This window comes from Nostoc sp. ATCC 53789, assembly GCF_009873495.1.
Taxonomy (GTDB): domain Bacteria; phylum Cyanobacteriota; class Cyanobacteriia; order Cyanobacteriales; family Nostocaceae; genus Nostoc; species Nostoc muscorum_A.
Genome location: NZ_CP046703.1, coordinates 64,790 through 89,088 on the forward strand (window position 1 = coordinate 64,790; position 24,299 = coordinate 89,088).

A 24,299-nucleotide genomic window follows, 5' to 3' on the forward strand; every position below is an offset into this window, starting at 1 on the left:
TAATTTTGGGCTGTAAAAGCGTACAACAATTCATATAAAACCACTTTAGATACATCCACTTGATTAAGGTAGAAACCTTAGAGGAAAAGCTCTCTAAGTAATTTGTGGATGAGTCTATTCTAATGGACTAAATATAACCAGGCTATCCCCTAAAAAAGCAGAATTGGAATGAAAAGATGGCAGTAAATAAAGAAAACCGATTATTTACAAAACCCGTAGGTAGATCGCAATTAATTTTAGCAGCTTCTCTAACTTTAGCAGCCGGATTAATAGCTTTTTATAGTTTGGTACCATTTTGGTCTAAACCTAAAGTTGTGACACCAGCAGCGAATCCGCCAAAGGCTGCCACGCCTGTAAAAGTTGCTGTAACTGCTTTGGGACGTTTGGAGCCAGAAGGCGAAGTTACTTCTTTGACTGCTCCTGCTTCTAATAATGGGGTGAGAGTAGATAGACTGTTGGTGAAAGAAGGAGAGACGGTTAAAGCAGGGCAATTATTAGCCTATCTAGAAAACTATGGTCGTTCTAGAACCGCATTGCAACAGGCTTTAGACCAACTGCAAGTTGCCAAAGCGAAACTAGCGCAGGTTAAATCTGGAGCGAAAACCGGAGATATCGATGCTCAAAAGGCAGCGATCGCACGTTTAGAGCCACAATACAAAGGGGATGTTGCTACTCAAGAGGCGACAATCGCCCGCATCCAGGCTGAGGTAGATAATGCTCAAGCTGAGAACAATCGCTATCAGCAATTATATAAACAAGGTGCGATCGCTGCTTCTGTAGCAGATACCAAAGCTTTGCAACTCAAGACTACACAGCAGCAGCTATCAGAAGCCCAAGCCACCCTCAAGCGCACTCAAGACACATTCCAAGAACAGAAAAAGCAAGCACAAGCACAACTTACCAGTATTAGCGAAGTGCGTAGTGTAGATGTTCAAGTCGCGCAAACCGAAGTCAACAGTGCCACAACTTCTGTTCAACAAGCAAAAGCCGACTTGGATTTAAGTTACATCAAATCTCCCATAAATGGCAAAATTTTAAAAATTCACGCCAAAACCGGAGAAGTTATCAGCACCAGTAGAGGATTTGCGGAGATAGGTAAAACATCTCAAATGTATGTGATTGCAGAGGTGTATCAAACCGATGTTCAAAAAGTGCGTGTAGGACAAAAAGCCACAATTACCAGCACTGCATTTACTGGAACAATAAAAGGAACTGTAAAAGAGATTGGTTGGCAAGTTGACAAGCAAAACATCTTCAGCATCAACCCTGGCTCAGATACAGACCGCAGAATAATTGAAGTGAAAATCTCCATCGATAATCCCGCAGATAGTGAAAAGGTCGCTCGTTTAACTAACTTACAAGTGGATGTCGCCATTCATATTTAGTCATAGGGCATAGGTCATTCACAAATGACAAATGACCAATGACAAATGACCAATGACAAATGACAAATAAATCCATGAATTTCAAAATTCCTTTAGGATGGCTACAGCTAGCACAGCAAAAAGTTCGTTTACTAGTAGCTGTAGCCGGGATTGGTTTTATTGTGCTGCTAATGTTTGTGCAACTTGGTTTTCAAGATGCTCTTTATTCCAGTGCAACTGCTGTGCATCAAAATCTCAAAGGAGATTTATTTTTAGTGAGTTCGCAATATAAATCTTTGACCTCAAATCAAAGTTTTTCACGGACTCGTTTGTACCAATCCCTGGGGTTTGATGGCGTAGAGTCAGTTAGCCCCATGTATTTGCAATTTGCCAAACTAAAAAATCCGGCTACTAGTGAGAAATATTCAATATATGTTATTGGTTTCGATCCAGGTAGACCGGTAATGAATCTCCCAGAAGTTGAGAAAAATTTAGATAAACTCAAAATTCCTGATGTTGTGCTTTTTGATAGGGGTTCTCGCCCAGAGTTTGGCCCAATAGCTGAAAAATTTAATGGGGGAGAGACTGCACAAACAATTGAAATATTTCCCTACAGTTCATTGATTGGCTATAGAGTGAGAATAGGTGGTTTATTCACATTAGGCCCTTCGTTTGGGGTAGACGGAAATTTACTTGTTAGTGACTCAACTTTTTTGAGGATAAATCCCAATACTCGTCCGGCGGATATGATAGATATCGGTTTGATTTCACTCAAACCTGGTACTAATGCCGAAAACGTACTGAAAAATTTACAAGCAAATTTGCCTAATGATGTCCAAGTTTTTACACGCCAAGGCTTTATTAATTTTGAGAAACAATACTGGGCTGTCAGAACACCCATTGGTTTTATTCTTAACTTGATGTTGACAATGGCTGCGGTTGTTGGTGTGGTTATTGTTTATCAAATTCTTTACAGCAATATTGCAACTCAGTTCGTTGCTTACGCCACTTTGAAAGCCATAGGTTATGCCAATAGCTATTTATTGAATGTCGTATTTCAGCAAGCTTTAATTTTGGCAATCTTAGGTTATATTCCAGGATTCATTACTTCTGTCTTGTTATATAGTTTTGCCGCAGAAGCCACTAAACTACCAATAGTTATGACAACTAATAATGCAGTGATTGTCTTAACTTCAACAGTTTTAATGTGTATAACATCAGGAGCGCTTGCTATCAACAAACTCCGCTCCGCAGATCCGGGAGATATTTTCTAGCTATTCGTTGCATCAAAATAATCAAATTTTTTGCCATGATATAGACTAATAACTAAGCGTTGGTTCAGGCTCTCCACAGAAAAATTCTTCTTTATACCAATTTTAGATTTTAGATTAAAAGTCTTTAGCTGAATTTAAATTTGGTATAAAATTTCAGTTTTTTATCTAACAAGTCAAGTTCACCTATTTAACAATAATTCCGATTTTATGAACCTCAAAGATAAAACCCTGCTAATTACCGGGATTGATGAATTTGTCGGTTTGCGTACAGCCGAGTTAGCCATCGCACAAGGAATGAAGGTTCGTGGACTTAAAAGTTCTACAGAACAAAACAAACAATTACAAAATTTAGGTGTTGAGATAATTATTGGTCGTATCACAGATTCTACTATTGCTCAAAAAGCTTGTCAGGGAGTAGATATCGTTTTACATACAGATCAACTTGCCGAAGAAGCTGGCGCAATTAAGAATTTTCGTGATGTCAATGTTGGCGGTACTGTCAACATGGCTAAAGCCGCTAAACAGGCTGGTGTCAAAACATTTGTGCATCTTTCTAGTGTAATGGTTTACGGTTTCAACTATCCCAATGGTGTTACAGAATCCGGGCCACTTTCGGGCGAAAATAATCCTTACTGTGAAACAAAAATAGAAGCAGAAGCAGCAGTTTTAGAACTGAATAATCCTCCAGATTTTGGCATCATCGTTATTCGAGCCGGAGATGTTTATGGCCCAGGAAGTATACCCTGGATAGTCAGACCGGTTCTGATGATGCGCCAAAAATTATTTGCCTGTGCAAATGATGGCAAAGGAGTAATCAATCATGTATATATAGATAACCTGATTGATGGCATCTTTCTGGCGATAGAAAAAGAAACCTACGGTGAAATATTTAATATCACCGACGGACAAGAAACTTCGTGGAAAGAGTATTTTATGCGTTTAGCAGCAATGGAAGGTTTATCAGCACCCCTTTCATTACCGAAAGATGAAATCAAGTTGTTTCTAAAACTACGTGTTCAAGGACAAAAACTTTTTCGAAAAAAAGTTGATATTCTACCAGAGTCTATAGATTTTATGACTCGTCCTTATGCTTATTCTATTGTCAAAGCACAAAGCCTGTTGAATTATAAACCGACAATTGACCTAGAAGAAGGAATGCAGCGAACACATGAATGGCTGCAAAAAACAGATATTCAAAGCTTGATTAAATAGTCAACAGATTTTAAGAATTCAGGAGTCATAATTCAGGATAATTATAAAATCAATAGGCAATAGCACGGTTGATTGAAATTATTCAGCTTAAGTATCAAATTATTCTGTATTCTGACTTCTGGCTTCTGAATTCTCAATTCCTACGTTGCATCTGCCTAACAATTATCTGCAATTGAGCATAAAATAATCCACAGATTTTCCGAATACTTGTTATGAGTAGCAATCAGCCACGATTGAGCATCGGATTACCTGTATACAATGGCGAAAAATTTATCAAAGAAGCCATAGATTCACTCTTGGCTCAAACTTTTGAAGATTTTGAGCTAATTATTTCAGATAATGCATCTACAGATAAAACTGAGGAAATCTGTAGAGCTTATGCAAACAAAGACCAACGTATCTGTTACTACCGCAATGACAAGAATATCGGTTGCGCTCGTAACTTCAATCGTGTCTTTAAATTGTCTTCGGGTGAGTACTTTAAATGGGCAGCTTATGATGATCTACATGCTCCAGATTTTATCAAGAAGTGTGTTGAAGTACTTGACCAAGACCCTAGCATAGTCTTGTGTCACTCCCAGACATATTTCATTGATGAACAGGGTAATTTTCTCCAAAATTACGAGATAAAACTTCAGGCAGATGCACTAAAAGCACACGAGCGTTTTCATGAGTTACTGACGAAACATTTATGTTATCAATGTTACGGAGTAATTCGCACTAGTGCCCTGAAAATGATACCGCAGATGGGTGGTTACGGTAATGCAGATGGAATTCTCTTGTTAAGACTTGGTATTCTTGGCAGGTTTTATGAAATCCCTGAATACCTTTTTTTTGCCAGAAGCCATCCGCAACAATCAATGAGTATGTATTTCCCTAATTATTTGTTGTTTGCTAACAACACTAAAAAAACCTCATTGAGTATGCTACCTGATTTCTATGCTTATGCAGTGTGGTTTGATTCAGAAAAGAAAGGACAAATTTTATTGCCACATTGGAGAATAATCTGGGAGTATCTACTCTCTATATGGCGTAGTCCCCTGAGTTTTAATGAGCAGCTTTGTTGTTATAGAAGCCTACATCAGCAGTTAAAAGGGGCAGAATATCTTTTGCTGAAAGATTTACTAAGAGTGCTGCAAGTGCTTTGGAAAGGCCGGCAACCAGCAGCAATTGGAAAACATCAAGTCATACATTGAACAAATCAGTTCAGAAAAAGCTGGAAAATATAGCTTTTTCTCAGATCCAAAATTACCTATCTTTCACTACAAAATTATGCTGAAACTATCTCATTTATCTCATGTTTTACTTGCTACTTTAGTGAGCCTTAGCTTTGCTAAAACAGTAAATGCAGAATCAACCGCAACACTTAGTGTTGTGGTAAATGGCATACAACACAAAAAAGGTGAGATTTGCTTTAGAGTTTACGCAACTGAAAAAGGATTTCCGATGAGTAATTCTAGTGGTTCTCAAAGTGGCTGCGCTAAGATTACTGGCAATTCTGTTAAAAAAGATTTCTCCGGTTTGAAGCCTGGAACTTATGCTGTCGCCGTTGTTGACGATCAAAATGGCGATCGCAAACTCAATAAAGATTTTTTTGGTATTCCCACAGAAGGTTTTGGAATTTCCAAAAACCCAACTGTGTCTATACAAACGGGTACACCAAAGTTTCGTGATGCCAGTTTTGTTGTAAATAAAAATACAACAGTCAACATTATCATGAAATATTCGCTGGATTCATAAAGGTCATAGAGGAGAGGTTACAGGGTACACCCGGATTTCTCACGCATAGTGTAGGCAGAGGGAGAAGAGGAGTGTGGGGAGTGTGGGGGGTAAGACTTCTTCCCCATCCTCCCACACTTCCCACACCTCCCACACCCCTTGGATTTCTCACAAGTGAGAAATCCAGGTACAGACTATTCCCTGTAACCTCTCCCCTAATTACCAATTATTCAGAATTACGGTTTAGATCACACCTACATATAAACAAGCCGATATTCTACCGGAGACTAAAAATTTAATGGAAGATTTGGCAATATTTCTGTCTAAGTCTTTGACGGGTTGGCTGGTTATTCAGGTGTGTTTAACGCTTGTTTTTATATGGTATCTGCGCTCATCTAAAAAAAACTTATTACCAGATGATCAGTTACCCAAAACAGCAGTGATTCTTTGCTTACGCGGAGCCGATCCGTTTTTGCCTAGATGTTTGCGATCGCTCCTGAACCAAAACTATCCACACTATGATTTAAAATTGATCGTTGATAGTCACGAAGACCCCGCTTGGAAAATTGCCAGTGAAAGCATCACAGAGCAAGAAGCGACCAACGTTCAAATTAGCCCTTTGAGAATAGTACGCAACAATTGTAGTCTCAAATGTAGTTCCTTAGTCCAAGCTGTCCGTGAGTTGGATGATTCCTACAAGGTTGTTGCCTTAGTAGATGCTGATACCATAGTCCATGTAAATTGGCTGCGAGAATTAGTCAGTCCTTTAGGTGATGCCAAAATAGGGGCGACAACAGGTAATCGTTGGTACGTACCTACAGGTAGGTATTGGGGATCTTTAGTGCGGTACATCGGCAATGTATCCACAGTTGTGCAAATGTTTATCTTTCAGATTCCTTGGGGTGGGAGTTTGGCTGTGAAAACAGAAGTGCTTCGCCAAACAGAACTACTAGATAAGTGGGGACAAGCTTTAGGCGAAGATTTTATGATGCACGACATCCTCAAAAAACATGGGTTTCAGGTAAAGTTTGTGCCTTCGCTGCTAATTGTCAATCGTGAAGAGACTGATTTATCCAACTTAATCGACTATCTCAAGCGCTTGATACTTTATTCTCGACTGTATCACCCGCGTTGGCTAGCTTTAGTTAGTGAAGCTGTTTCTAGCATTTTGTTTCCTACCGCACTCATCATTTTAGTTCTAGAGTCCTTCTTGCAGGCAAAATGGGCAGCTGCGGCTCTCTTGTTGGGCTGCTATAGTGTCTATACTGTCGGATTACTCTTGATAATGCTCGTGTTGGAATTAGAGATACAGCGAGTGGTTCGCTCTAATGACCAGGCGATCGCAAAATTATCGGGTGCTACAATCATCAAAATGTTGATTGGAATTCCCCTAACACAGTGGGTTTATGGGCTAGCAATGCTATCATCCATTTGGATCTCAACAGTCACCTGGCGCGGTGTCTCCTATCGGGTTCAAGGGCCTTGGAATGTCCGGCTAGTGGAATATCGCCCTTATCAATGGTTAGATCAGCCCATTGATGGCAAGGTATCTCTTTGAATTAAATCGCAAAATATGAACTAGGGCATGAAAGTTATTACACTAAACATTCCCTAGTCTTCAAATTATATTATCTTATATTTAGTAGAACTATATTAGCTATAACCCTTGTCAGAATACACACTTATTCTTGTTAATTATCAAAATGTATTTGCATAAACGACAAGGGTTTAGACAAATATATTAAGGGGAATTTGGACTTAGTATTTTGGATGTTTTGATAGTTTCAACCTAGGTTTATATAGAGGTTGCAGTTGAGTCTAACATAGACCTAACCCCCAACCCCTTCCCTATAAGGGAAAGGGAGTAAGCCTCAAAACCTGAGAGGTTTGGAGAAAGGTCAGAGTCTACTGCACACAAACGAGAAGCACTATAAACATCCATTTCACAATCGACAACTTCGGCTATTTGAAAATGCGTAAATCCTTAGTCTAATCGTATTAGTGGGAATTTCTGAGCTAGAAAATCAGAATGTTCATGAAACATAAGCTGCGTAAATCCTAAATTGAAAACCAGCATTTTCGTGAAAGATTCCCCTTTATTATGACTAAGCAAAAACTTCGCATTGCACTATTTACAGGATTGTACGCTCCTTTCTTGACTGGTGTTTCAGTCGCAGTTCACCAACGAGTTCGTTGGTTGCTAGAGCAAGGACATGAGGTTTTTTTAGTTCATCCACAAATCAGCGATCGCTACCCCAAAAATGTTGGCGATCGCCCCATGCCAGGTTTAGAGGAAATTCAGTCTTTCCCCAATTTCTCTGCTTACGCATTTCCCACAGAACCACTGTTATTCTATAAGTCTCTTCCTCAACCGTTAAATTATCGGCATTGGAGTGATACCAAGTTGCTGGAGAAATTTAAGCCTGATATTATCTTGGTTGAAGAAGCCGCGCAAATGAGAGGTTTATACTCATTTTTCTTGCAAGGTTATGGTCGTCCAATTGGTGTTGAATACGCAAAACGAACAGGCACACCAATAATTTCACTTTTCCATACTGATATCGTTGCGTATATCAAATATTATTTTGGAGATAAATTCTTTAACTTTGTTCGTCCGATTGTTCCCGTTTTAGTCAAGCAATTTAGTGAGTCTTATGACTTCAATTACTTTTCTTCTAAAGAACAACTCACTAAATACGAAGAATTGAAATGTCAACGCGCTGAATATGTCCCTTATCAAGGCATCGATTGCGAGAAATTTCATCCGCGCAATATTTGTTACAATCCCATTCCTAACGATAACCGACCAACTCTTTTGTTTGTCGGACGCATCACCCCGGAAAAGAATGTCAACCAACTACTTGATATCTTTCCAGTCATAGCTGCCAAAATTCCTGATGTTCATCTGGTGATTGTTGGTAGTGGCCCGATGGATGAAGAGATTCGTCAGCGTGCCGAAAAATTTGGATCGGGTATTACTATATGGGGCGAATCCCACGGTACAGAACTTTTAGGGTGGTTTGCGAGAGCGGATGTTTTTGTCAACCCCTCTGTCACTGAAAACTTCTGCACTACAAATAACGAAGCCCTAGCATCTGGAACCCCTTTAGTTGCTGTTTTTGCACCCTCAACATCAGAACAGGTGTTTCCTGGTCGGAACGGCTTTCTTGCCCAACCCAACAACCCCACAGACTTTGCTCAAAAGGTGATTACGATTCTAGAAAATCCCGATTTGAAGGCAGATATGACTCGGCACGCTCGCCCTTCCATACTTGAATTTGATTGGTCGGCATGTATGCAAAAACTTGAAGACAAACTTTACCAAATCGTCGAAGGATCTCAGAAGGTGAAGGTAGGTACTGGGATTATAAGACGTTAAATAAATGAGTAATGAGTAATGAGTAATGAGTAATACCCATTACTTATTACTCATTACTTCAAAATTAAAGACAGTTGGAGTCGGGGATTTAAACCCCAACTCAACTGATACTACGTGTAATGGTTGGGGTCTTAAACCCTTGAATTTACGATAACTATTACAAACACGATCGCTAGTATATACATGACTAGCGATCGCTAATTGTTGCGTGCGTTTGATCTCCTAGCCCTTTCAAGGTGGATAATATTGATCAACAAATCCTTTTTTAACCTCTTACCTCTGTGTTCTCTGCGCCTCTGCGGTTTAAAAGTAATTTTTTTAAATGGAAGTCCCTAACCACTCCAGACGCAGAGAACACAGAGAAAAAAAAGGCTTTTCTAAATCGCCAAAATCTTAACGAAACCTCGTCTACCTTGAGAACCGTAGTTTTGTAGGTTAGGTGCAGCGATCGCGCAACCCAACATAAATAAGATGGTAATGTTGGGTTGCGTTTCACTCCACCCAACCTACATCAATATATCTTTTAAAAAACTCTAGGTTTCAACATAGATGAGGTTTAAAAGCCATCACTTTACATAACACTCTTTTATTACTCTCGTCAGATTAAATTTGAAACCCTATTTTGGCGTTAGTCCGCGCAGGTGGACGAGAGTTTGTGTAGCCAATCGCTTGGATTATTCTCTCTACAGAGTCATAGAAGAGTGATAATCAAGCAAAACTAGAAAAACCTAGATTGGGTGGAATATCCTGAATCCGCCCAGGGCCGATCGCTCGTAATGCTTCTTTGAGTAAAATATCCCCAGTATACAAAGCACGTCCGACGATTACGCCAGTCACGCCTTGAGGTTCTAACGCCAACAAACTCAACAAATCGGTAACAGAACTTACCCCGCCAGAGGCAATTATCGGGATAGAAATTACCGCCGCAAGTTCTCGCAAAGCGTCTAAATTGGGGCCGATGAGAGTACCATCTCGGTGAATATCTGTGTAAATGATGGCGGCTGCACCCAATTCTTGCATTTGTACAGCCAGTTGGGTTGCTAAAACTTCTGAGGTTTCTAACCAACCGCGAGTTGCGACTTGACCATTACGGGCATCAATGCCAATAATAATCTGTCCAGGAAATTCTGCACACAGTTCTTGCACTAGCTGGGGTTGTTCTACGGCGATGGTTCCGAGAATTGCCCACTGTACGCCTAGATTGAATAATTGTTGGACGCTGGTGCGATCGCGCAATCCTCCACCAATTTCAATAGGCACTGACACCGCGTGAGCGATCGCTTCAATTGCCCCCAGGTTTACTACTTTACCTGCTTTGGCACCATCTAAATCAACTATATGCAGTCTATTAGCACCCTGATCGACCCATTGTTTGGCAACATCAACGGGATTTTCGCTAAAAACTTGCGAGCGATCGTAGTCTCCCTGATACAGTCGCACACATCGACCTTCTAGTAAATCAATCGCTGGAATTACATCCATTTACTTCTCCCTCATAACTTAATGCAATTAAAACCCTAGCTATCGCTGAGGTTTCTATTTTTGATTTGTAATTGCCTTACAGCTTGTCCAAAACCTAGCACAAGCAAGATGTTAGAAAGAGTCAAAAATAATTCTGCACCACCATGCAACCAATCTACATTGGCCAAAGACTCGCCATAATGCAATTGGGCGTAAATTCCGGCTGGGATGGTGATAGCCACAAAAACGAGAGTACCGTAAAATCCATACAGCGCTAAACGCGGCATTTGCGGACTCCGCCTGATAAACCACAAGAAACCCAAATAGGGAAACAGTGAAAGTGCAAACAGGGTTTCTTTAGAAATCATCTAACCCTCCAGGAGACTCCCATCAAAACTGGTACTCCAGTTTGATGGCGAGAGGAATGGAGGGTTAATTGTGAAACGTTCCTTGAATGCATTTGTGCGTCAGCACAAACAATGAGAGGAACAGTTGAGCAATTAACAAGCCTCTTAACTTGCATACGAATAACCATCCTTTTTGTGAACAGTTTTACAATATTTGTAAGATATACCTTGGACTAATCCCTGCTTAGTTGAAAGATTAAAACTACCACTACTCCTGACTGCGACTCTTCCAACATATTGACCCACCTTTTTACCAGTGGTGACAACTGCTTTGACGATATCCCCAGTCTGAAAACCTTTAACAAATTTGAACCTGGGAACATAGCGCGAAGGAAAACCGTGTTTATCAGTACGACATGACTGTCTAGAACCATGTCCATTAGCTGTAATTAACAATGGCTTAACACCTCTAATATTTAAAATCGGAGTAGAAACACCCACAGCCGCAGCATCCAACCAGTGTGATTTCTCTAAATTTTGTTGGCTACGATTGAATTTAGTTAAACCACCGGAGCCTGTTTCTACTGGTAATCCAGTTGTCTTTAATGTATTCAATAATGCGAATCTAGTGGTATTAACTGCTGCTGCATCAGCCAATGGTCTTTTTGCTTGTTTCAAGATTTTCTCTAATCTAGAAGGGTCAGTTTTAAGAAACTCTTTAATATCCTTAGTCCCTTTTTTTGTGTTGCATTTTTCGCAACTCAAGCTGAGATTTGTAATTGAATTAGAACCTCCTTTTGCTCTTGGGTAGATGTGTTCTATCTGTAATGGCACGTCTTTAACTCCACAATAAGCGCATTGTCTACCCCATTTTTCAAGTAAATATTCTCTCGTTTCGTAACCAGCAAGCGTACCTTGTTGATACAATGAGCCTTGAATGTCTGGGTTACGCATCAATTGCATATCAAAGCGTACTAATTCCTGGCTAATGGCTGTGATCGGAGCAAAGCGTCGCAACTTCTCAATCCAAGTTTTGATATTTTTAACACGACTTTGCAAACTTGGTGCTAACCATCCTGGTGGACGAGTTCTATTCAAGAATCTTGGTTTGCGATATCTAGTTTTTCTGGCGCGTCTGCTACGCCTTAATTGCCTCCTTGAGGCAAGAGCATCCCTAATTGTAAAGCCCCTATGCTTTAATTCAGCCGCAAATACAACCTCTCCAGTTGAGTCGTTAACTAGTGCGATTCCAGTTACTTTTGCACCAGGATCAATTTTTAATCTTAATGGTGATATCGGTGAAGCAGTTCGAGTCTTCTCTGCGAGACGCTCCGCGAAGGCGGTTCCCGTCGAGTCGAAACTGCTGAACCCGATGGGAGAATCTGGGAACGATTCAACAAGAATTAAAGTGAACGGAAATTGTCTATAAATTGCTGCTTTTTTGTTTCTTAGTAATTGCCTCGCTTGCGCTGGATGAATTGGATTTAGTGGTGCTTTTTCGGAATCAATTACAAATACTTTGGACATTTCTGCCCCTCCTTTCGGGTAAAGTTAGCCTGGACAATGATTTCAAGGCTTTTTACGTCAACGACACTAGCTTCAACCCAATATGCTTGTTTAATCGTTGACCTTAGAGCTACAAACTGGCACGTATTTGTAGGTAAGATGACCTGAAAATCGTAGTGAGTTAACACGCTTGTCGGGTAAACTCTGGGCGATTAATTGCCCCTACCATATTGCTCTTAGCAATTGGTGGTGGGTAGTTTACTGCTCTAATTTGATAGGTTCTGGTTCAACAGTGTTAGAAGATTTGGTAGAACGCCAAATCAAAAACGCTGCTGCCCAAAGCGTAAAATTACCAACTAAGGTCATGGTAGCTTGAAGTGTTACCAGCCATTCCAGAGATTCGGCGTTGTCAAAATAATGCCAGGTACAAGCACACATAGCGCTAACTAAAGCTGGTAACATAGCAAGGGATAATCCCCACCAATTGCGGTTATTAGTGAGTTCGCCGTAAGTCCAGATTAACCAAATGGCAACAATCCACTCTATAACGCTAGAAATATGAATAATCCAGGTGGGAATCGATAGGGTGTGCATAAGAAAGTTAGGAATTAAAGACGCGGAATTTAGTGTCTGTACTGGAGTTAAGAGTCAATAGTATTAATTTTTTTGTTTTTCTATGGTCTTATTTTCCTACAATACAATTCATCTTTTGTTGGCAGGATGGCATCAACGTTTTAAAAAAAGTTGTTAATCTAAAATCTAAAATCCAAAATGGTCAAGATGCGGGCGTTATTGTCTGGGTATTACGGTAAAGGTAATGGTGGTGACGAGGCTTTGTTAGCAACGCTCTTGCAAATGTTACCATCTCACGTAACCCCTGTGGTACTTTCGGGAAATCCAGAGGAAACGCGCGATCGCTACAATGTAGAAACTTTCGATCGCATGGCTCCCTTAGCTGTGCTGCAAGCTTTACGCTCAAGTGATGCCTTGATTTGGGGCGGCGGGAGTATTATTCAAGATGTTACCAGCACTATCAGCCCCTTTTATTATGGGGGAATGATGGCATTGGCGCAGAAAATGGGTTTGAAAACTGTTGCTTGGGCGCAGGGTATTGGCCCCTTGGTACGTCCGCAAACTCGTTGGTTAGCGCGGCAAACCTTTGGTAATTGTACCAAAGTTAGTGTCCGCGATCGCGCCAGCGCTGCTTTATTATCTGATTGGGAAATTCCTTGTATTATAGCTCCTGACCCGGTTTGGGCGTTGGAATCTAAACCAGTACCGGGACTTTGGGATTTACCTGCGCCGAGAGTTGCGGTAACGTTGCGATCGCATCCCCTACTTACCGAAACCCGTCTGTCAAATTTAACCCGTGCTTTGGTTGACTTTCAAAAAGCTACGCAGGCTTTTATCTTACTACTGCCATTTCAAAAAAGTGAAGATTTAAGTATTGCCGAAGCTATTCAACCCCACCTTAAAGATGTCAGCCAGATTTTATGTCTGGAAGATCCACAACTTTTGAAAGGTGTATTTCGCAGTGTTGAAATGGCAATTGGGATGCGTCTACACAGCTTGATTATGGCTGCTGCTGAAGGTTGTCGTTGCTTTGCTCTTAGTTATGACCCCAAGGTAAATCGTCTTATGGAAGACTTAGAAATGCCTGGGTGGGATTTGGCGAGTTTACCCGATGATCCTAATTTGATTAGTCTAACTTGGATGGAGCATTATGCTAATGGCGATCCTTTATCAGCAGAGCAAATACAATCTTTAGTAGATAGGGCATTAATCCACCGCGAGGTATTGAGCCAAGTTTTTATTTGACACTCTCCAGCCATAAATAGCGGAGATTCTAGATGGGTAATTTTCAAACTTTTATAAATTGATTATAAAAAATACTCAAGCATCATTTATGACAAAATATATCACTTATGTTATCTAGGATATACAGAAATAATTCTTGAGATCATTGCTGATGATAAACTTTGGTTTTTGGAACCTAATTATAGTAATTGTAGTTGCATTGGTTCTGAAAAATAATTGGCGACTAGACGATGATGAGAAGGTAGCCTGGAAAAATTCTTTATTCTTAAAATCTTCTGTTATCCAACGATTGATGCAATTTTTTTGTCAACCAATTGTTAACTTTATCATTCAAGCAGTTGTTGTATTAGTAGTCACAAGATTTCTCTGTTATACAGGTTGGCTAGTTTATTCCCTAAATCAGCCAAATCCACCTTTATGGGATTTTAAATGGTTTTATGTGGCGAGTAAATTGGCTCATCAGCATTTGAGTCCTTTTAATGTCGAGATTTTTAACCAAAGTTTCTGTAGCCTAACTAAAACGTGTGGATTTATTCCACCATTTGTCTATCCACCTAATATTATTCCTCTTATCTGGTTTCTCGGTTATTTTCCGATCAATACTGCATTTACAATCTGGATTGTGATGCATATATTAGCAATCGGCTTGGCCTTATGGGGAACGAATATCCTCCTAGAATCGAAGTCGCCAGCTTTCAGAACTATTTGCACAATCTCGGCTGCCTTAATTTATGGTTTAGTTCGCGATCTTCAAGTTGGTAATCTTGCCATTTTCGTTGCGGTTCTCATCTTATGGATGTTTATCTTAGCTAGAAAATATCAGGATATTCCAGCCGGACTTTGCTTGGGTATTGCCGTTTGTAAACCAACATTAGCTGCATTATTCATTCTATATTTTCTATTTAAAAGACGCTTTTCTCTAGTTTTTGTATCTGTTATCACAGGAACTTCTTTAGTATTTTTAGGTCTAACATTAACAGGCAATTCTGTGACACAATACCTACCAGATACGGCTCGTGGATTTTCACTCTGGCTTAACGATCCATCGAATAGTCCCTATCTTTCAATTACTCGCCTAGATTTGATGGTAGTGGGCCCAAGATTATTACCCAATAATCCATTATTTGCCAAGTTATTGTCAGACTTTATTGTTCTGATACTTGTTGGTTTCGTGGGTTGGTATTGGTATCTACAACAATCTATTACAGCCTGGTCAAAAGAAATATACTTAGCCGAAATGGTACTAGTTTCTTGCTTGAGTATTGCCATTAATTATTCACAGCAAACTAGTACTGTGATGTTAATACCTGCGGTTGTTTTTTTGCTGAATGATTTGCTATATCAAATCAGGTATTATAAATTCTCTATGAAAAGAATGTCTGTTTGGTTTGCAGGGGTTTGCTTTCTAGCAGTGCAAACAGCAGTTATTCATGGCTGGCTCATCGGTTCTCTAGCAAATCGCTGGAACGTGAAAGCAGGGAAATTACCCTACTTTCTGAAAGTAACGATCTTCGCGCTACCGAGTTATGCAATTCTAGGAATCACCCTGAGCATTTTAGTCTTAGCAATTAGTTCACTGCGTCAAAAACAGGTTTTAAAATTTGAACCTTAAAATCCAATACAGTACAAAATCCTGGGTTTTGAGACGCGATAAATCGCCGTCTCTACAAGTGTTTTGGTCTTATCTGAACTGTATTGCTTTAAAATTGGTGTCAATTTAGAACACCAAGATTAAAACCAGTTTTACCTTTTACCACTAACAATCCCTGACCATTGAACTTTTTTCTCTTGCTCTCGGCGATAAGAAAAGAAATGCTCTGGAGTTTGGAAAGTACAATAAGGTGCGATCGCAATTTGTTCTGCACTAATCCCCATGTTTTCCAGTTGTAAGGTATTCACTCGCCGCACATCCAACCTTACTTTTCCTGGATTGGGATCTTTTAGTAAAGGTGAATTGGGTAATTCATGCAATGCTTGAACAATTTTTTCTTCGTCATTATGTGATATAATACTAGCCCCAATTTCGGCAGCCACTTCTATTGAGACTTGGTAAACCTCACCAGCGATCGCAGGGCCCATTGCAATGCGTAAATCATCAAGTTTGCTGCCTTGAGATTGTAATCTAGCGATCGCTAGGGGCACAATCTTCTTAGCAGTCCCCCGCCAACCCGCGTGTAATGCTGCCACCCGTCCAGTTTTCACATCCCCAATCAACACAGGTGTACAATCTGCACTAGCTACCCAAACGGCTTGGAGAGGCTGTTCGCTCATTAAACCATCCGCCGATGCTAAATCATCCTCAGCAGTGCTTAAGAAGCTTTCAACTTCTTGGGGGGTGAGAACAGTATTGCCATGAACCTGCTTTAAGCGATAGACTGATCCCTCTGGTTGCAATACTTCTGTCATAACTTGTGGCGATCGCGGCCAAAACTGCTGGGTAAAGAAGCCGTGATGCCAATGTTCCAGAATACTACAAGTTAGATAAGGCAGTCCTTCCCAATTGCGCCAGTGCCAAGTGTGCATCTTCAACCAAACCTAAACAAAAATCACTCATCAGCCAATCAATGCTAACTTGAACAACGGAATTTGGGTTAACTGCTGTGGGATTTAATCTGCAAAACTTGGAATCAGCCTTGAAAGCAGGGCGTAAGCACACATATTTACCATTTTCCCTCCACTTTTTTGAAAGCGTCTCCTCAACAAACCAAACCCTCTGGAACTTACTCCACCAAGGCGCTATTTCCGGAACAGTAGTCATCGCCACTCAGCAATCTGCTGGGCGGGGACAATGGGGACGCGAGTGGATTTCTCCAGTTGGGGGATTATATGTTTCCGTGGCGATTTCTTTCGACCACAAAATAGAAGCTACTGACAGCTACCAGCTAACTTTCGCTACTGCTTGGGGAATTGCATCTCAATTGCGCCAATGTGGTATAGATGTTGGGATAAAATGGCCCAATGATTTAGTTTTAAATAGTCGCAAATTAGGCGGCATTTTGACAGAAACCAAAGTAAACAAAGGACAAATCACCCAAGCAGTAATTGGTGTTGGTATTAACTGGACAAATCCAGTACCCGAAACTGGAATTAATCTGGAATCGTGGCAAGCTTCCCAAGATTTCAGACCAATCTCTTGTCTGGAAATACTCACCTCTACAGTCTTACTGGGAATAGAATCCGGTATGGAGTGCCTTCAACAAGAAGGAGTAAGCATACTCTTGTCTCGCTATCTAGACTTGCTTACAAATATGGGCGATCGGGTGTATGTCAATAATCTTTTTGGTACTGTAGTTGGGGTGACACCTCAAGGAAATTTACGAGTTGATTTAGAAACAGATGATACAAAGGAACTAATTACACCGGAAATTTATATTCAACCCGGTACAATCAGTTTGGGGTACCATAAATCTTCCGTTTAAATTTGAGGTTTGTTCAAAATTTCGCTCTTTGGGCAAGACAAACCACTAGCATCATCTCTTTAGGCTAATTACACACAACTGAGAGAACAAATGACGCAGCGCAATAATTCTGCCCATCATCGTTTGCATTTATGGCAGCAAGGTCTAACAAAAAAACGTTTTGCCTCAACACTACCAGCCCAGAGCCTCTGTTGGCTGAGTAGCGTCAGCCTCCTTAGCGGCGGCTTTGTGTTTGCCCAAACAGAAACACAAGTAGATAACATCGTTCCCACTGTTGAAACTTCCCAGCCAACAGTAGTTCCAAATCTAGTAAAAAAGCAGGCTGTTGCACCCGAAGCAATTCAAGCACAACCGGAATTTTCCCAACGGCGAGCCAGACTCAAACAGAGACTACGCAAGCCAGAGGTAGCTCAATCAAAAGAACCAATTAGGCAGTCTACGCCCAAAATTGAAGCTGCTGAACCTGTTGTTATTATCAGACAGTCAAAACCCAAAGTAGAAACCACCCAGGTTACTCCTATAAGGGTGAGACAGGAAAAACCCAATACCCCTGTCCGCTATGCACCTGAAAAACTCCCAGAAGTTGCTCAACCATCGAATAACTCCAACAGTTCTGTTAGTGCAACGCCAGGTAAAACCAAGGATTATAATAACGCCTATATTGATCCTAATAGTTATGACAATGGTGCTACAGGTACTTATCAAGCACCAAATTCTGTAATTCTCACAGAACGCTCTAGTGGTTGCCGAGCCATTTTGCCTTCAGGACAAAGCGTATTAGGCGGCGTTTGCGCCAAAGTACCCCAAAGGAATGTAGCTGATTCTAATGGTAAAGCAGCACCTAATTGGCTAAGAAGAAGTCAAAACGCCCAATTGCCAGTAGTTTCAACCGCGCGGCAAGTTGCAACGACTGGCAACAACAGCAGATGGCGTGCTACTCAAAATGGTTATAGTGGTGACACCAAGACCGCATATCGCCCAAATCGGTTTATCCCGAGTCCCAGCGAATTCAGCCCCACAAGAGTGAGTGCAACTCCTATCGCACCCAGTGGCGGGACTTTACCGCCACCAATGGCAGATGGCAACATTGCACCCCGTCCCAGTAACGTAGCTTACGACTTCTCACTAGCATCGGTATTGCCACAAATTCCCTACACAGGTGCAGTTGCCTATAATGGGACGGGGATGATGTATCCCTTGTCTATACCCGCTCCCATTACCTCGTTGTTTGGTTGGCGAGTTCATCCAATTACAGGTAATCAACGCTTCCATGCTGGTACAGACTTAGGTGCGCCTACGGGAACACCAGTTTTAGCAGCAGCAGCTGGTCAAGTCGAAACTGCTAACTGGATGGGTGGTTATGGTTTAACCGTTATCCTCAATCACAAATCGGCTGAACAAACACTCTACGGTCACATGTCAGAAATCCTTGTTCAACCCGGTCAATGGGTACAACCTGGAACTCTCATTGGCCGAGTTGGCAGCACCGGGGCATCCACAGGCCCTCACCTGCACTTTGAAGTCCGCCACCTAACACCTAACGGTTGGGTTGCTACTGACCCAGGCGTGGAATTACAAAGCGCCCTCAGCCAGTTAGTAAGAGGCTTGCAAACCGCCCAGGTAAGCCAAGAACCAGGCAGCTAGAAGAAGCTGAGGGGCAGGGGAGCAGGGGAAGCAGGGGGAGCAGGGGAAGAATAACTAATGCCCCATTCCCCATTCCCAATTCCCAATTCCCAATTACAAATACCCGTGTTCTGCTAAGAATGCGGGTGTAATGCCATCTAAACTTGTTTCATCATGGGCTGTAGTGTTTGGGTTGCCAGAGTAAAGGAATTTTTCGACGTATTTGCCGAGAATATCCCCTTCTAAATTCACCAAACTCCCAGCAACCAAATAGCGAAGATTTGTCTCGCTGTATGTGAGGGGAATTACCGCCACCTTGAACTGAGAGAGTTCTGAGTCATAAGCGGCTACTGTGAGACTGATGCCGTTGACAGCTATACTACCTTTGGGGACAATGTATCGTGCGATCGCAACGGAAGCAATAAAGGTCATTTCCCAAGAACTAGCCGTTTGTTCTGCCACTAGCAATCGACCGATGCCATCTACATGACCCATCACAAAATGACCGCCAACTTTGCTGCCCACCTTTAGCGACGCTTCTAAATTGACATATCTCTGTTGCGTTTGCTCACCTCCCAACGTCGTGCGGCGTAGTGTTTCCGGTGAAGCTGTGGCGATAAACCCGTCTTTTAAAACTTTTTCCACTGTCAAGCAAACGCCATCTACTGCAACACTGTCACCATAAGCCAAATCCTGCATAATTACTTCACCAGAATGGCTCACACAAGTAATTTGCCAAGAATCGCCCCCCAAGGGTTCTATTGTTCCTAATGCTTGGATTAATCCTGTAAACACGGCTTTTTTGTCAAACTAACTCTATTTATTGCCTAAATTTGCCTGAAATGAATTGGTAATTGTCACAGAAATGTTGAACATCCAAGTATATTTTCTAACTTTTTTTCGTATAGGAATATTAACACATTAGCATCCTTCACAAGGCATACTTGGGTAAGAAGGTTATTGTCTAAGAAGACCAATTTGACTTACTCTGGTTTTCACCACAAGTTCGGAGTTTAATAGAAGCAATTATAGAGAACGAATGCTTATGTTTATTACTGTCACCAAACCGCCTAAAAAGGGGTACTATTTGTTACACAGCATCCAAGGCTCTCAAAGCATTGTAGAGGCTTAGGCAATGATTGAAATGAAAGTCGCTGGCATAGCATTAGATGCCATAACCCGCAGCCCGATCGTCCTTTTGAAAGATTCTTCAGATCGGCGGGCTTTGCCAATTTATATTGGTCAGGAACAGGCTAGGGCAATTATGGGCGCACTGGAGAATCAAAAGCCTCCCAGACCCTTAACCCACGACCTGATTGTGAATCTTCTAGAGACTTGGAATATGACTCTAGAAAAGGTGATCATTCATTCCCTGCAAAAGGATACATTCTATGCGGCTTTAATTGTCCAGCAAGGCGAGGTCAAAAAAGAAATTGACGCACGTCCTAGCGATGCGATCGCCATTGCTCTCCGTACAAATACCCCTATCTGGGTAATGGAAGAAGTGATTGCCGATGCTTCTATCCCTGTTGACCGCGATGCAGATGAAGCCGAACAGCAAGCCTTCCGTGAATTTATTTCTAATCTCCGTCCTGAAGATTTGATCAAGCGCTTTGGTAATGGCGACAGCTAGGAGAGTGCTGAGTACTGAGTGCTGAGAAAGAATAGAGAATCTAAAAAATAAGTTCTTTATTCTTTCTTTTTTACCTTTCATTTTGTACAGACAATATTAATTGTCTTTCTACTCAGTACGGGCTAAACGCCCCGCTATCGCTAACAGCACTCCCCACTCAGCACTGAAATTGATGCAATACCGACGCTTTGGGAAAACGAATCTGCACCTCTCGGTTTTCTCTTTGGGAACAATGCGCTACTTAGCTTCTTTTGAAAATGCTCACCAGATCATTGAACAAGCCTTAGCGTTAGGAATTAATCATCTAGAAACCGCCAGAGGTTACGGCAAAAGTGAGGAGTATCTTGGTAGGGCATTAAAAGCTGGGTTATCAGTACCCCGAACGAAGCTTTACATCACTACCAAAATCTCAGCCACAGTAGATGCTGACACCATGCGTCGGTGCATCGACGAATCCCTAGAACGATTACAGCTAGATTATTTAGATTGCTTAGGCATTCATGGCTTGAATACTTGGCAACATTTGGAGTGGGTGCAAGCCAAAAATGGTTGTATGCAAGCCGTAGAGGAAGCTGTTGGTGATGGTCGAGTGCGCCACATTGGTTTTTCCAGCCACGGGTCATTAGAGCTAATTCAGGCAGCTATAAAAACAGATTTTTTTGAGTTTGTCAATTTGCATTATTACTATTTTTTTCAACGGCACGCACTAGCAATTCAACTAGCTGCCGAAAAAGATATGGGCATTTTCATTATTTCCCCTGCTGACAAAGGAGGAAAGCTGTATACGCCACCCCAAACTCTAAAAGACTTGTGTCAGCCGTATTCCCCCTTAGAACTAAGCCATCGTTTTTTACTTGCTGACAACCGTATTAATACCTTAAGTATAGGGCCAAGCAGCCCAGATGAATTAATAGAACCTTTGCAAGTTGCTGACCATGATGGAGATCTAAAATCAGCAGAAATTTCTGCTTTCCAGAGGTTAGAAAATCACCAAAAATTTGCTTTGGGAACTGATAAATGTAGCCAATGTTATGCTTGTTTGCCCTGTCCAGAAAATATCAATATTCCAGAGGTATTGCGGTTACGTAATCTCGCAGTAGCATACGATATGAAAGACTATGGACAATATCGTTACGGAATGTTTGAAAATGCTGGTCATTGGTTCCCTGGAATGAAAGGCGATCGCTGTACAGAATGCGGAGACTGTTTACCTCGGTGTCCAGAAAAGTTAGATATTCCAGCTTTATTGTCAGATACTCACCAAAAATTAAGTGGGAAAGCAGGTCGGAGGTTGTGGGGATAAAAATGTAAGCGTGAGAGTCACCACTTAGTCGCACACCCGTCATTCTGGCTCCTAAGTTCTAACTTCTTTTTTGGTAAAATTAATAAAGATTAAATAAAGTCAGGAAGATCCGCCCAAGCTGGGGTATCTTGTCCAAAAAAAGATGAAAATTAAAAAAAAAGAAATATCCTACGCCAATCCCTAACCGTTTTCCGCTACAGTGGACGGGCTGTGAACTTGGTATGGACTACTAGCAGATCGCTTACCATTCTGCTGGCGAGTTTAACTTTAGTGGCTGGTCTTTTACCGGCGGCAATATCCTACATCAGTAAATTAATCGTTGATGCAGTGGTATTTGCCTCTCAAGTCAACTCACAAAATAATGGTTTTGTCAATATTTATCCTTCCCTATTTTATGTAGGATTAGAAGCGATCGCTGTAATTCTACTAGCAGGTGGTCAACGGGGAATCCTCATTTGCCAGTCATTATTGCGGGCGCTAATGGGTCAGCGAGTGAATGTACTCATCTTAGAAAAGGCGCTGACTCTGGATCTTAGGCAGTTTGAAGACTCAGAATTTTATGACAAATTGACCAATGCCCGACGAGAAGCATCAGTTCGTCCGCTTTCATTAGTAAACCGCACTTTTGGATTGGTGCAAAATGCCCTTTCCCTAATTACATACGGTATTTTACTAGTAAATTTCTCAGTTTGGGCAGTGGTGGTACTGATTTTGGCAGCTATGCCTGTATTTATTGCCGAAACTAAGTTTGCTGGAGAAGGCTTTCGCCTATTTAGTTGGCGGGCGGCAGAAACTCGTCAACAGCACTACTTAGAAAATCTGCTAGCAAGAGAAGATTTTGTCACAGAAGTTAAACTCTACCAGTTAGGAGAGATGCTGTTAGGGCGTTACCGCAACCTGTTTCATCAACTCTATGGCGAAGACCGCGATTTGACTCTGCGGCGAGGATTCTGGGGCTATTTACTGGGTTTAGTCAGTACTGGTGCTTTTTACCTAGCTTATGCTTGGATTGTACTAGAAACAGTGCAAGGTAAGATTTCCTTGGGAGATATGACAATGTATCTCACCGTTTTTCGCCAAGGACAGTCTACTTTCTCCAATGCCCTCACATCTATTGGGGGGATGTATGAGGACAACCTATATTTATCAAATCTCTATGATTTCCTAGAAGAAGAAGTACCAAAGTCTTGGGGTAAGGCAACTATTGGTTTAAATCCCCAAGATGGTATCCGTTTTGAGAACGTATCATTTACTTATCCGGGAAGTTCTAAACCAGCCTTGACAAACATTTCGCTACACTTAAAACCCAAAGAAAAACTGGCAATTGTGGGTGAAAACGGTTCCGGTAAGACTACTTTAATCAAACTACTTACCCGACTCTACACCCCAGATTCTGGGCGAATTTTCTTAGATGGCTTGGACTTGCAGGAATGGGATGTGGATGTGTTGCGTCGTCGTATTGGTGTGATTTTCCAGAACTTTGTTCGCTATCAGTTCACTGTGGGCGAGAATATCGGCGTGGGTGATGTAGAACATCTCGAAAATAAAAACCGTTGGCAAACTGCTGCTGAAAAAGGCATGGCCCAATCTTTTATTGACCAATTACCCCAAAGCTTCCAGACTCAACTTGGTCGTTGGTTTAAAGGAGGGCAGGAACTTTCTGGGGGACAGTGGCAAAAAATTGCTTTGTCTCGTGCTTTTATGCGATCGCAAGCAGATATCTTAGTATTGGATGAACCAACATCAGCAATAGATGCTCAAGCTGAGTTTGAGATTTTCAATCATTTTCGCGCTATTACTCAAAATCAGATGGTACTTTTGATTTCCCATCGCTTCTCTACAGTCCGAATGGCTGACAAAATCGTAGTGATAGAAAATGGCGAAGTTATAGAACAGGGAACTCACGAAGAATTATTACAGCTAAAAGGGCGTTATGCCAAGTTGTTTCTGTTACAAGCAGCTGGTTATCAGTAAATCGCTAAAACCACAGTATAGTAAGCATTTCAGATTTACGGATAATTCTAATAGCGATTTGTAATCATAGCTTTTCTTCATCAAACGAGTTACATCATAGCCTCCTCCTCCCTTGGGAGTTGGGGGTTCTTTTACCTCATTCAACTGAAAACCGCGATATAAAGAAAACCAGACTTTATTAAACGCTGCCACAAATATCACAATTTTGGAAAATAATAAAGTAAGTCGAGTATCACAAGACTCACTTGATGTCCTCATTTCTTCTAG

Annotated in this window: 20 protein-coding genes; 14 read left to right on the top strand and 6 right to left on the bottom strand. The window is 41.3% G+C overall.

Annotated features, from left to right (window positions below):
• Positions 1-176 precede the first annotated feature (176 nt).
• The 7 genes from GJB62_RS00205 to GJB62_RS00235 all read left to right on the top strand — a co-directional run bounded on the left by GJB62_RS00205 (position 177) and on the right by GJB62_RS00235 (position 8,948).
• Positions 177-1,385, top strand: a complete 1,209-nt coding sequence (locus GJB62_RS00205; protein ID WP_114080268.1) for an ABC exporter membrane fusion protein — start codon at positions 177-179, stop codon at positions 1,383-1,385.
• 74 nt (positions 1,386-1,459) lie between these two features.
• On the top strand, positions 1,460-2,638 hold the full coding sequence (gene devC, locus GJB62_RS00210; RefSeq protein WP_114080267.1) for an ABC transporter permease DevC: 1,179 nt from the start codon (positions 1,460-1,462) through the stop codon (positions 2,636-2,638).
• A 207-nt stretch (positions 2,639-2,845) separates the two neighbouring features.
• Positions 2,846-3,850, top strand: a complete 1,005-nt coding sequence (locus GJB62_RS00215) for an NAD-dependent epimerase/dehydratase family protein (protein ID WP_114080266.1) — start codon at positions 2,846-2,848, stop codon at positions 3,848-3,850.
• A gap of 212 nt (positions 3,851-4,062) precedes the next feature.
• Positions 4,063-5,046, top strand: coding sequence for a glycosyltransferase family 2 protein (locus GJB62_RS00220; RefSeq protein WP_114080265.1), 984 nt, complete (start codon positions 4,063-4,065; stop codon positions 5,044-5,046).
• A gap of 76 nt (positions 5,047-5,122) precedes the next feature.
• Complete coding sequence (locus tag GJB62_RS00225) at positions 5,123-5,590, top strand: DUF2141 domain-containing protein (protein ID WP_114080363.1); 468 nt, start codon at positions 5,123-5,125, stop codon at positions 5,588-5,590.
• A 277-nt stretch (positions 5,591-5,867) separates the two neighbouring features.
• Positions 5,868-7,127: a glycosyltransferase family 2 protein gene (locus GJB62_RS00230; protein WP_114080264.1), complete on the top strand. Its 1,260-nt coding sequence runs from the start codon at positions 5,868-5,870 to the stop codon at positions 7,125-7,127.
• 543 nt (positions 7,128-7,670) lie between these two features.
• On the top strand, positions 7,671-8,948 hold the full coding sequence (locus GJB62_RS00235) for a glycosyltransferase (RefSeq protein ID WP_114080263.1): 1,278 nt from the start codon (positions 7,671-7,673) through the stop codon (positions 8,946-8,948).
• A 708-nt stretch (positions 8,949-9,656) separates the two neighbouring features.
• Here GJB62_RS00235 and hisA read toward each other — a convergent pair.
• From hisA to GJB62_RS00260, 4 genes are all read right to left on the bottom strand, one after another.
• Positions 9,657-10,430, bottom strand: coding sequence for a 1-(5-phosphoribosyl)-5-[(5-phosphoribosylamino)methylideneamino]imidazole-4-carboxamide isomerase (gene hisA / locus GJB62_RS00245; protein WP_114080262.1), 774 nt, complete (start codon positions 10,428-10,430; stop codon positions 9,657-9,659).
• Positions 10,431-10,465: 35 nt separating this feature from the next.
• Positions 10,466-10,777 carry a DUF3593 domain-containing protein gene (locus GJB62_RS00250; RefSeq protein ID WP_114080261.1) on the bottom strand — a complete coding sequence of 104 codons (312 nt, stop codon included), beginning with the start codon at positions 10,775-10,777 and terminating at the stop codon, positions 10,466-10,468.
• A gap of 144 nt (positions 10,778-10,921) precedes the next feature.
• Entirely contained in the window at positions 10,922-12,283 is a 1,362-nt protein-coding gene (iscB, locus tag GJB62_RS00255; protein WP_114080260.1) for an RNA-guided endonuclease IscB, read from the bottom strand.
• 237 nt (positions 12,284-12,520) lie between these two features.
• Entirely contained in the window at positions 12,521-12,856 is a 336-nt protein-coding gene (locus tag GJB62_RS00260) for a DUF2499 domain-containing protein (protein WP_012406884.1), read from the bottom strand.
• 186 nt (positions 12,857-13,042) lie between these two features.
• Between GJB62_RS00260 and csaB the strand changes: the two genes are divergently transcribed.
• Positions 13,043-14,080 (top strand): polysaccharide pyruvyl transferase CsaB, encoded by a 1,038-nt coding sequence (gene csaB, locus GJB62_RS00265; RefSeq protein WP_114080259.1) that lies wholly within the window; start codon positions 13,043-13,045, stop codon positions 14,078-14,080.
• Between the two features lie 151 nt (positions 14,081-14,231).
• Positions 14,232-15,692 (top strand): glycosyltransferase family 87 protein, encoded by a 1,461-nt coding sequence (locus GJB62_RS00270; protein WP_114080258.1) that lies wholly within the window; start codon positions 14,232-14,234, stop codon positions 15,690-15,692.
• 131 nt (positions 15,693-15,823) lie between these two features.
• Here GJB62_RS00270 and pgeF read toward each other — a convergent pair whose 3' ends face one another.
• The gene (gene pgeF, locus GJB62_RS00275) at positions 15,824-16,603 is read right to left on the bottom strand and encodes a peptidoglycan editing factor PgeF (protein WP_114080257.1); all 780 of its coding nucleotides are present in this window, start codon (positions 16,601-16,603) and stop codon (positions 15,824-15,826) included.
• 77 nt (positions 16,604-16,680) lie between these two features.
• Between pgeF and GJB62_RS00280 the strand changes: the two genes are divergently transcribed.
• On the top strand, positions 16,681-17,499 hold the full coding sequence (locus tag GJB62_RS00280; RefSeq protein ID WP_114080256.1) for a biotin--[acetyl-CoA-carboxylase] ligase: 819 nt from the start codon (positions 16,681-16,683) through the stop codon (positions 17,497-17,499).
• Between the two features lie 90 nt (positions 17,500-17,589).
• Positions 17,590-19,143, top strand: coding sequence for a M23 family metallopeptidase (locus tag GJB62_RS00285; RefSeq protein WP_114080255.1), 1,554 nt, complete (start codon positions 17,590-17,592; stop codon positions 19,141-19,143).
• A 93-nt stretch (positions 19,144-19,236) separates the two neighbouring features.
• On the opposite strand, the gene GJB62_RS00290 is transcribed toward GJB62_RS00285, so the two are convergent.
• Positions 19,237-19,917 carry a riboflavin synthase gene (locus GJB62_RS00290; RefSeq protein ID WP_114080254.1) on the bottom strand — a complete coding sequence of 227 codons (681 nt, stop codon included), beginning with the start codon at positions 19,915-19,917 and terminating at the stop codon, positions 19,237-19,239.
• A gap of 340 nt (positions 19,918-20,257) precedes the next feature.
• Between GJB62_RS00290 and GJB62_RS00295 the strand changes: the two genes are divergently transcribed.
• The 3 genes from GJB62_RS00295 to GJB62_RS00305 all read left to right on the top strand — a co-directional run bounded on the left by GJB62_RS00295 (position 20,258) and on the right by GJB62_RS00305 (position 24,032).
• Entirely contained in the window at positions 20,258-20,755 is a 498-nt protein-coding gene (locus tag GJB62_RS00295; RefSeq protein ID WP_012406891.1) for a bifunctional nuclease family protein, read from the top strand.
• A 172-nt stretch (positions 20,756-20,927) separates the two neighbouring features.
• A complete protein-coding gene (locus tag GJB62_RS00300) occupies positions 20,928-22,058 on the top strand; it encodes an aldo/keto reductase (protein WP_114080253.1) in 1,131 nt (376 codons plus the stop codon).
• 210 nt (positions 22,059-22,268) lie between these two features.
• A complete protein-coding gene (locus GJB62_RS00305; protein ID WP_245246053.1) occupies positions 22,269-24,032 on the top strand; it encodes an ABC transporter ATP-binding protein in 1,764 nt (587 codons plus the stop codon).
• Positions 24,033-24,299: the final 267 nt, after the last annotated feature.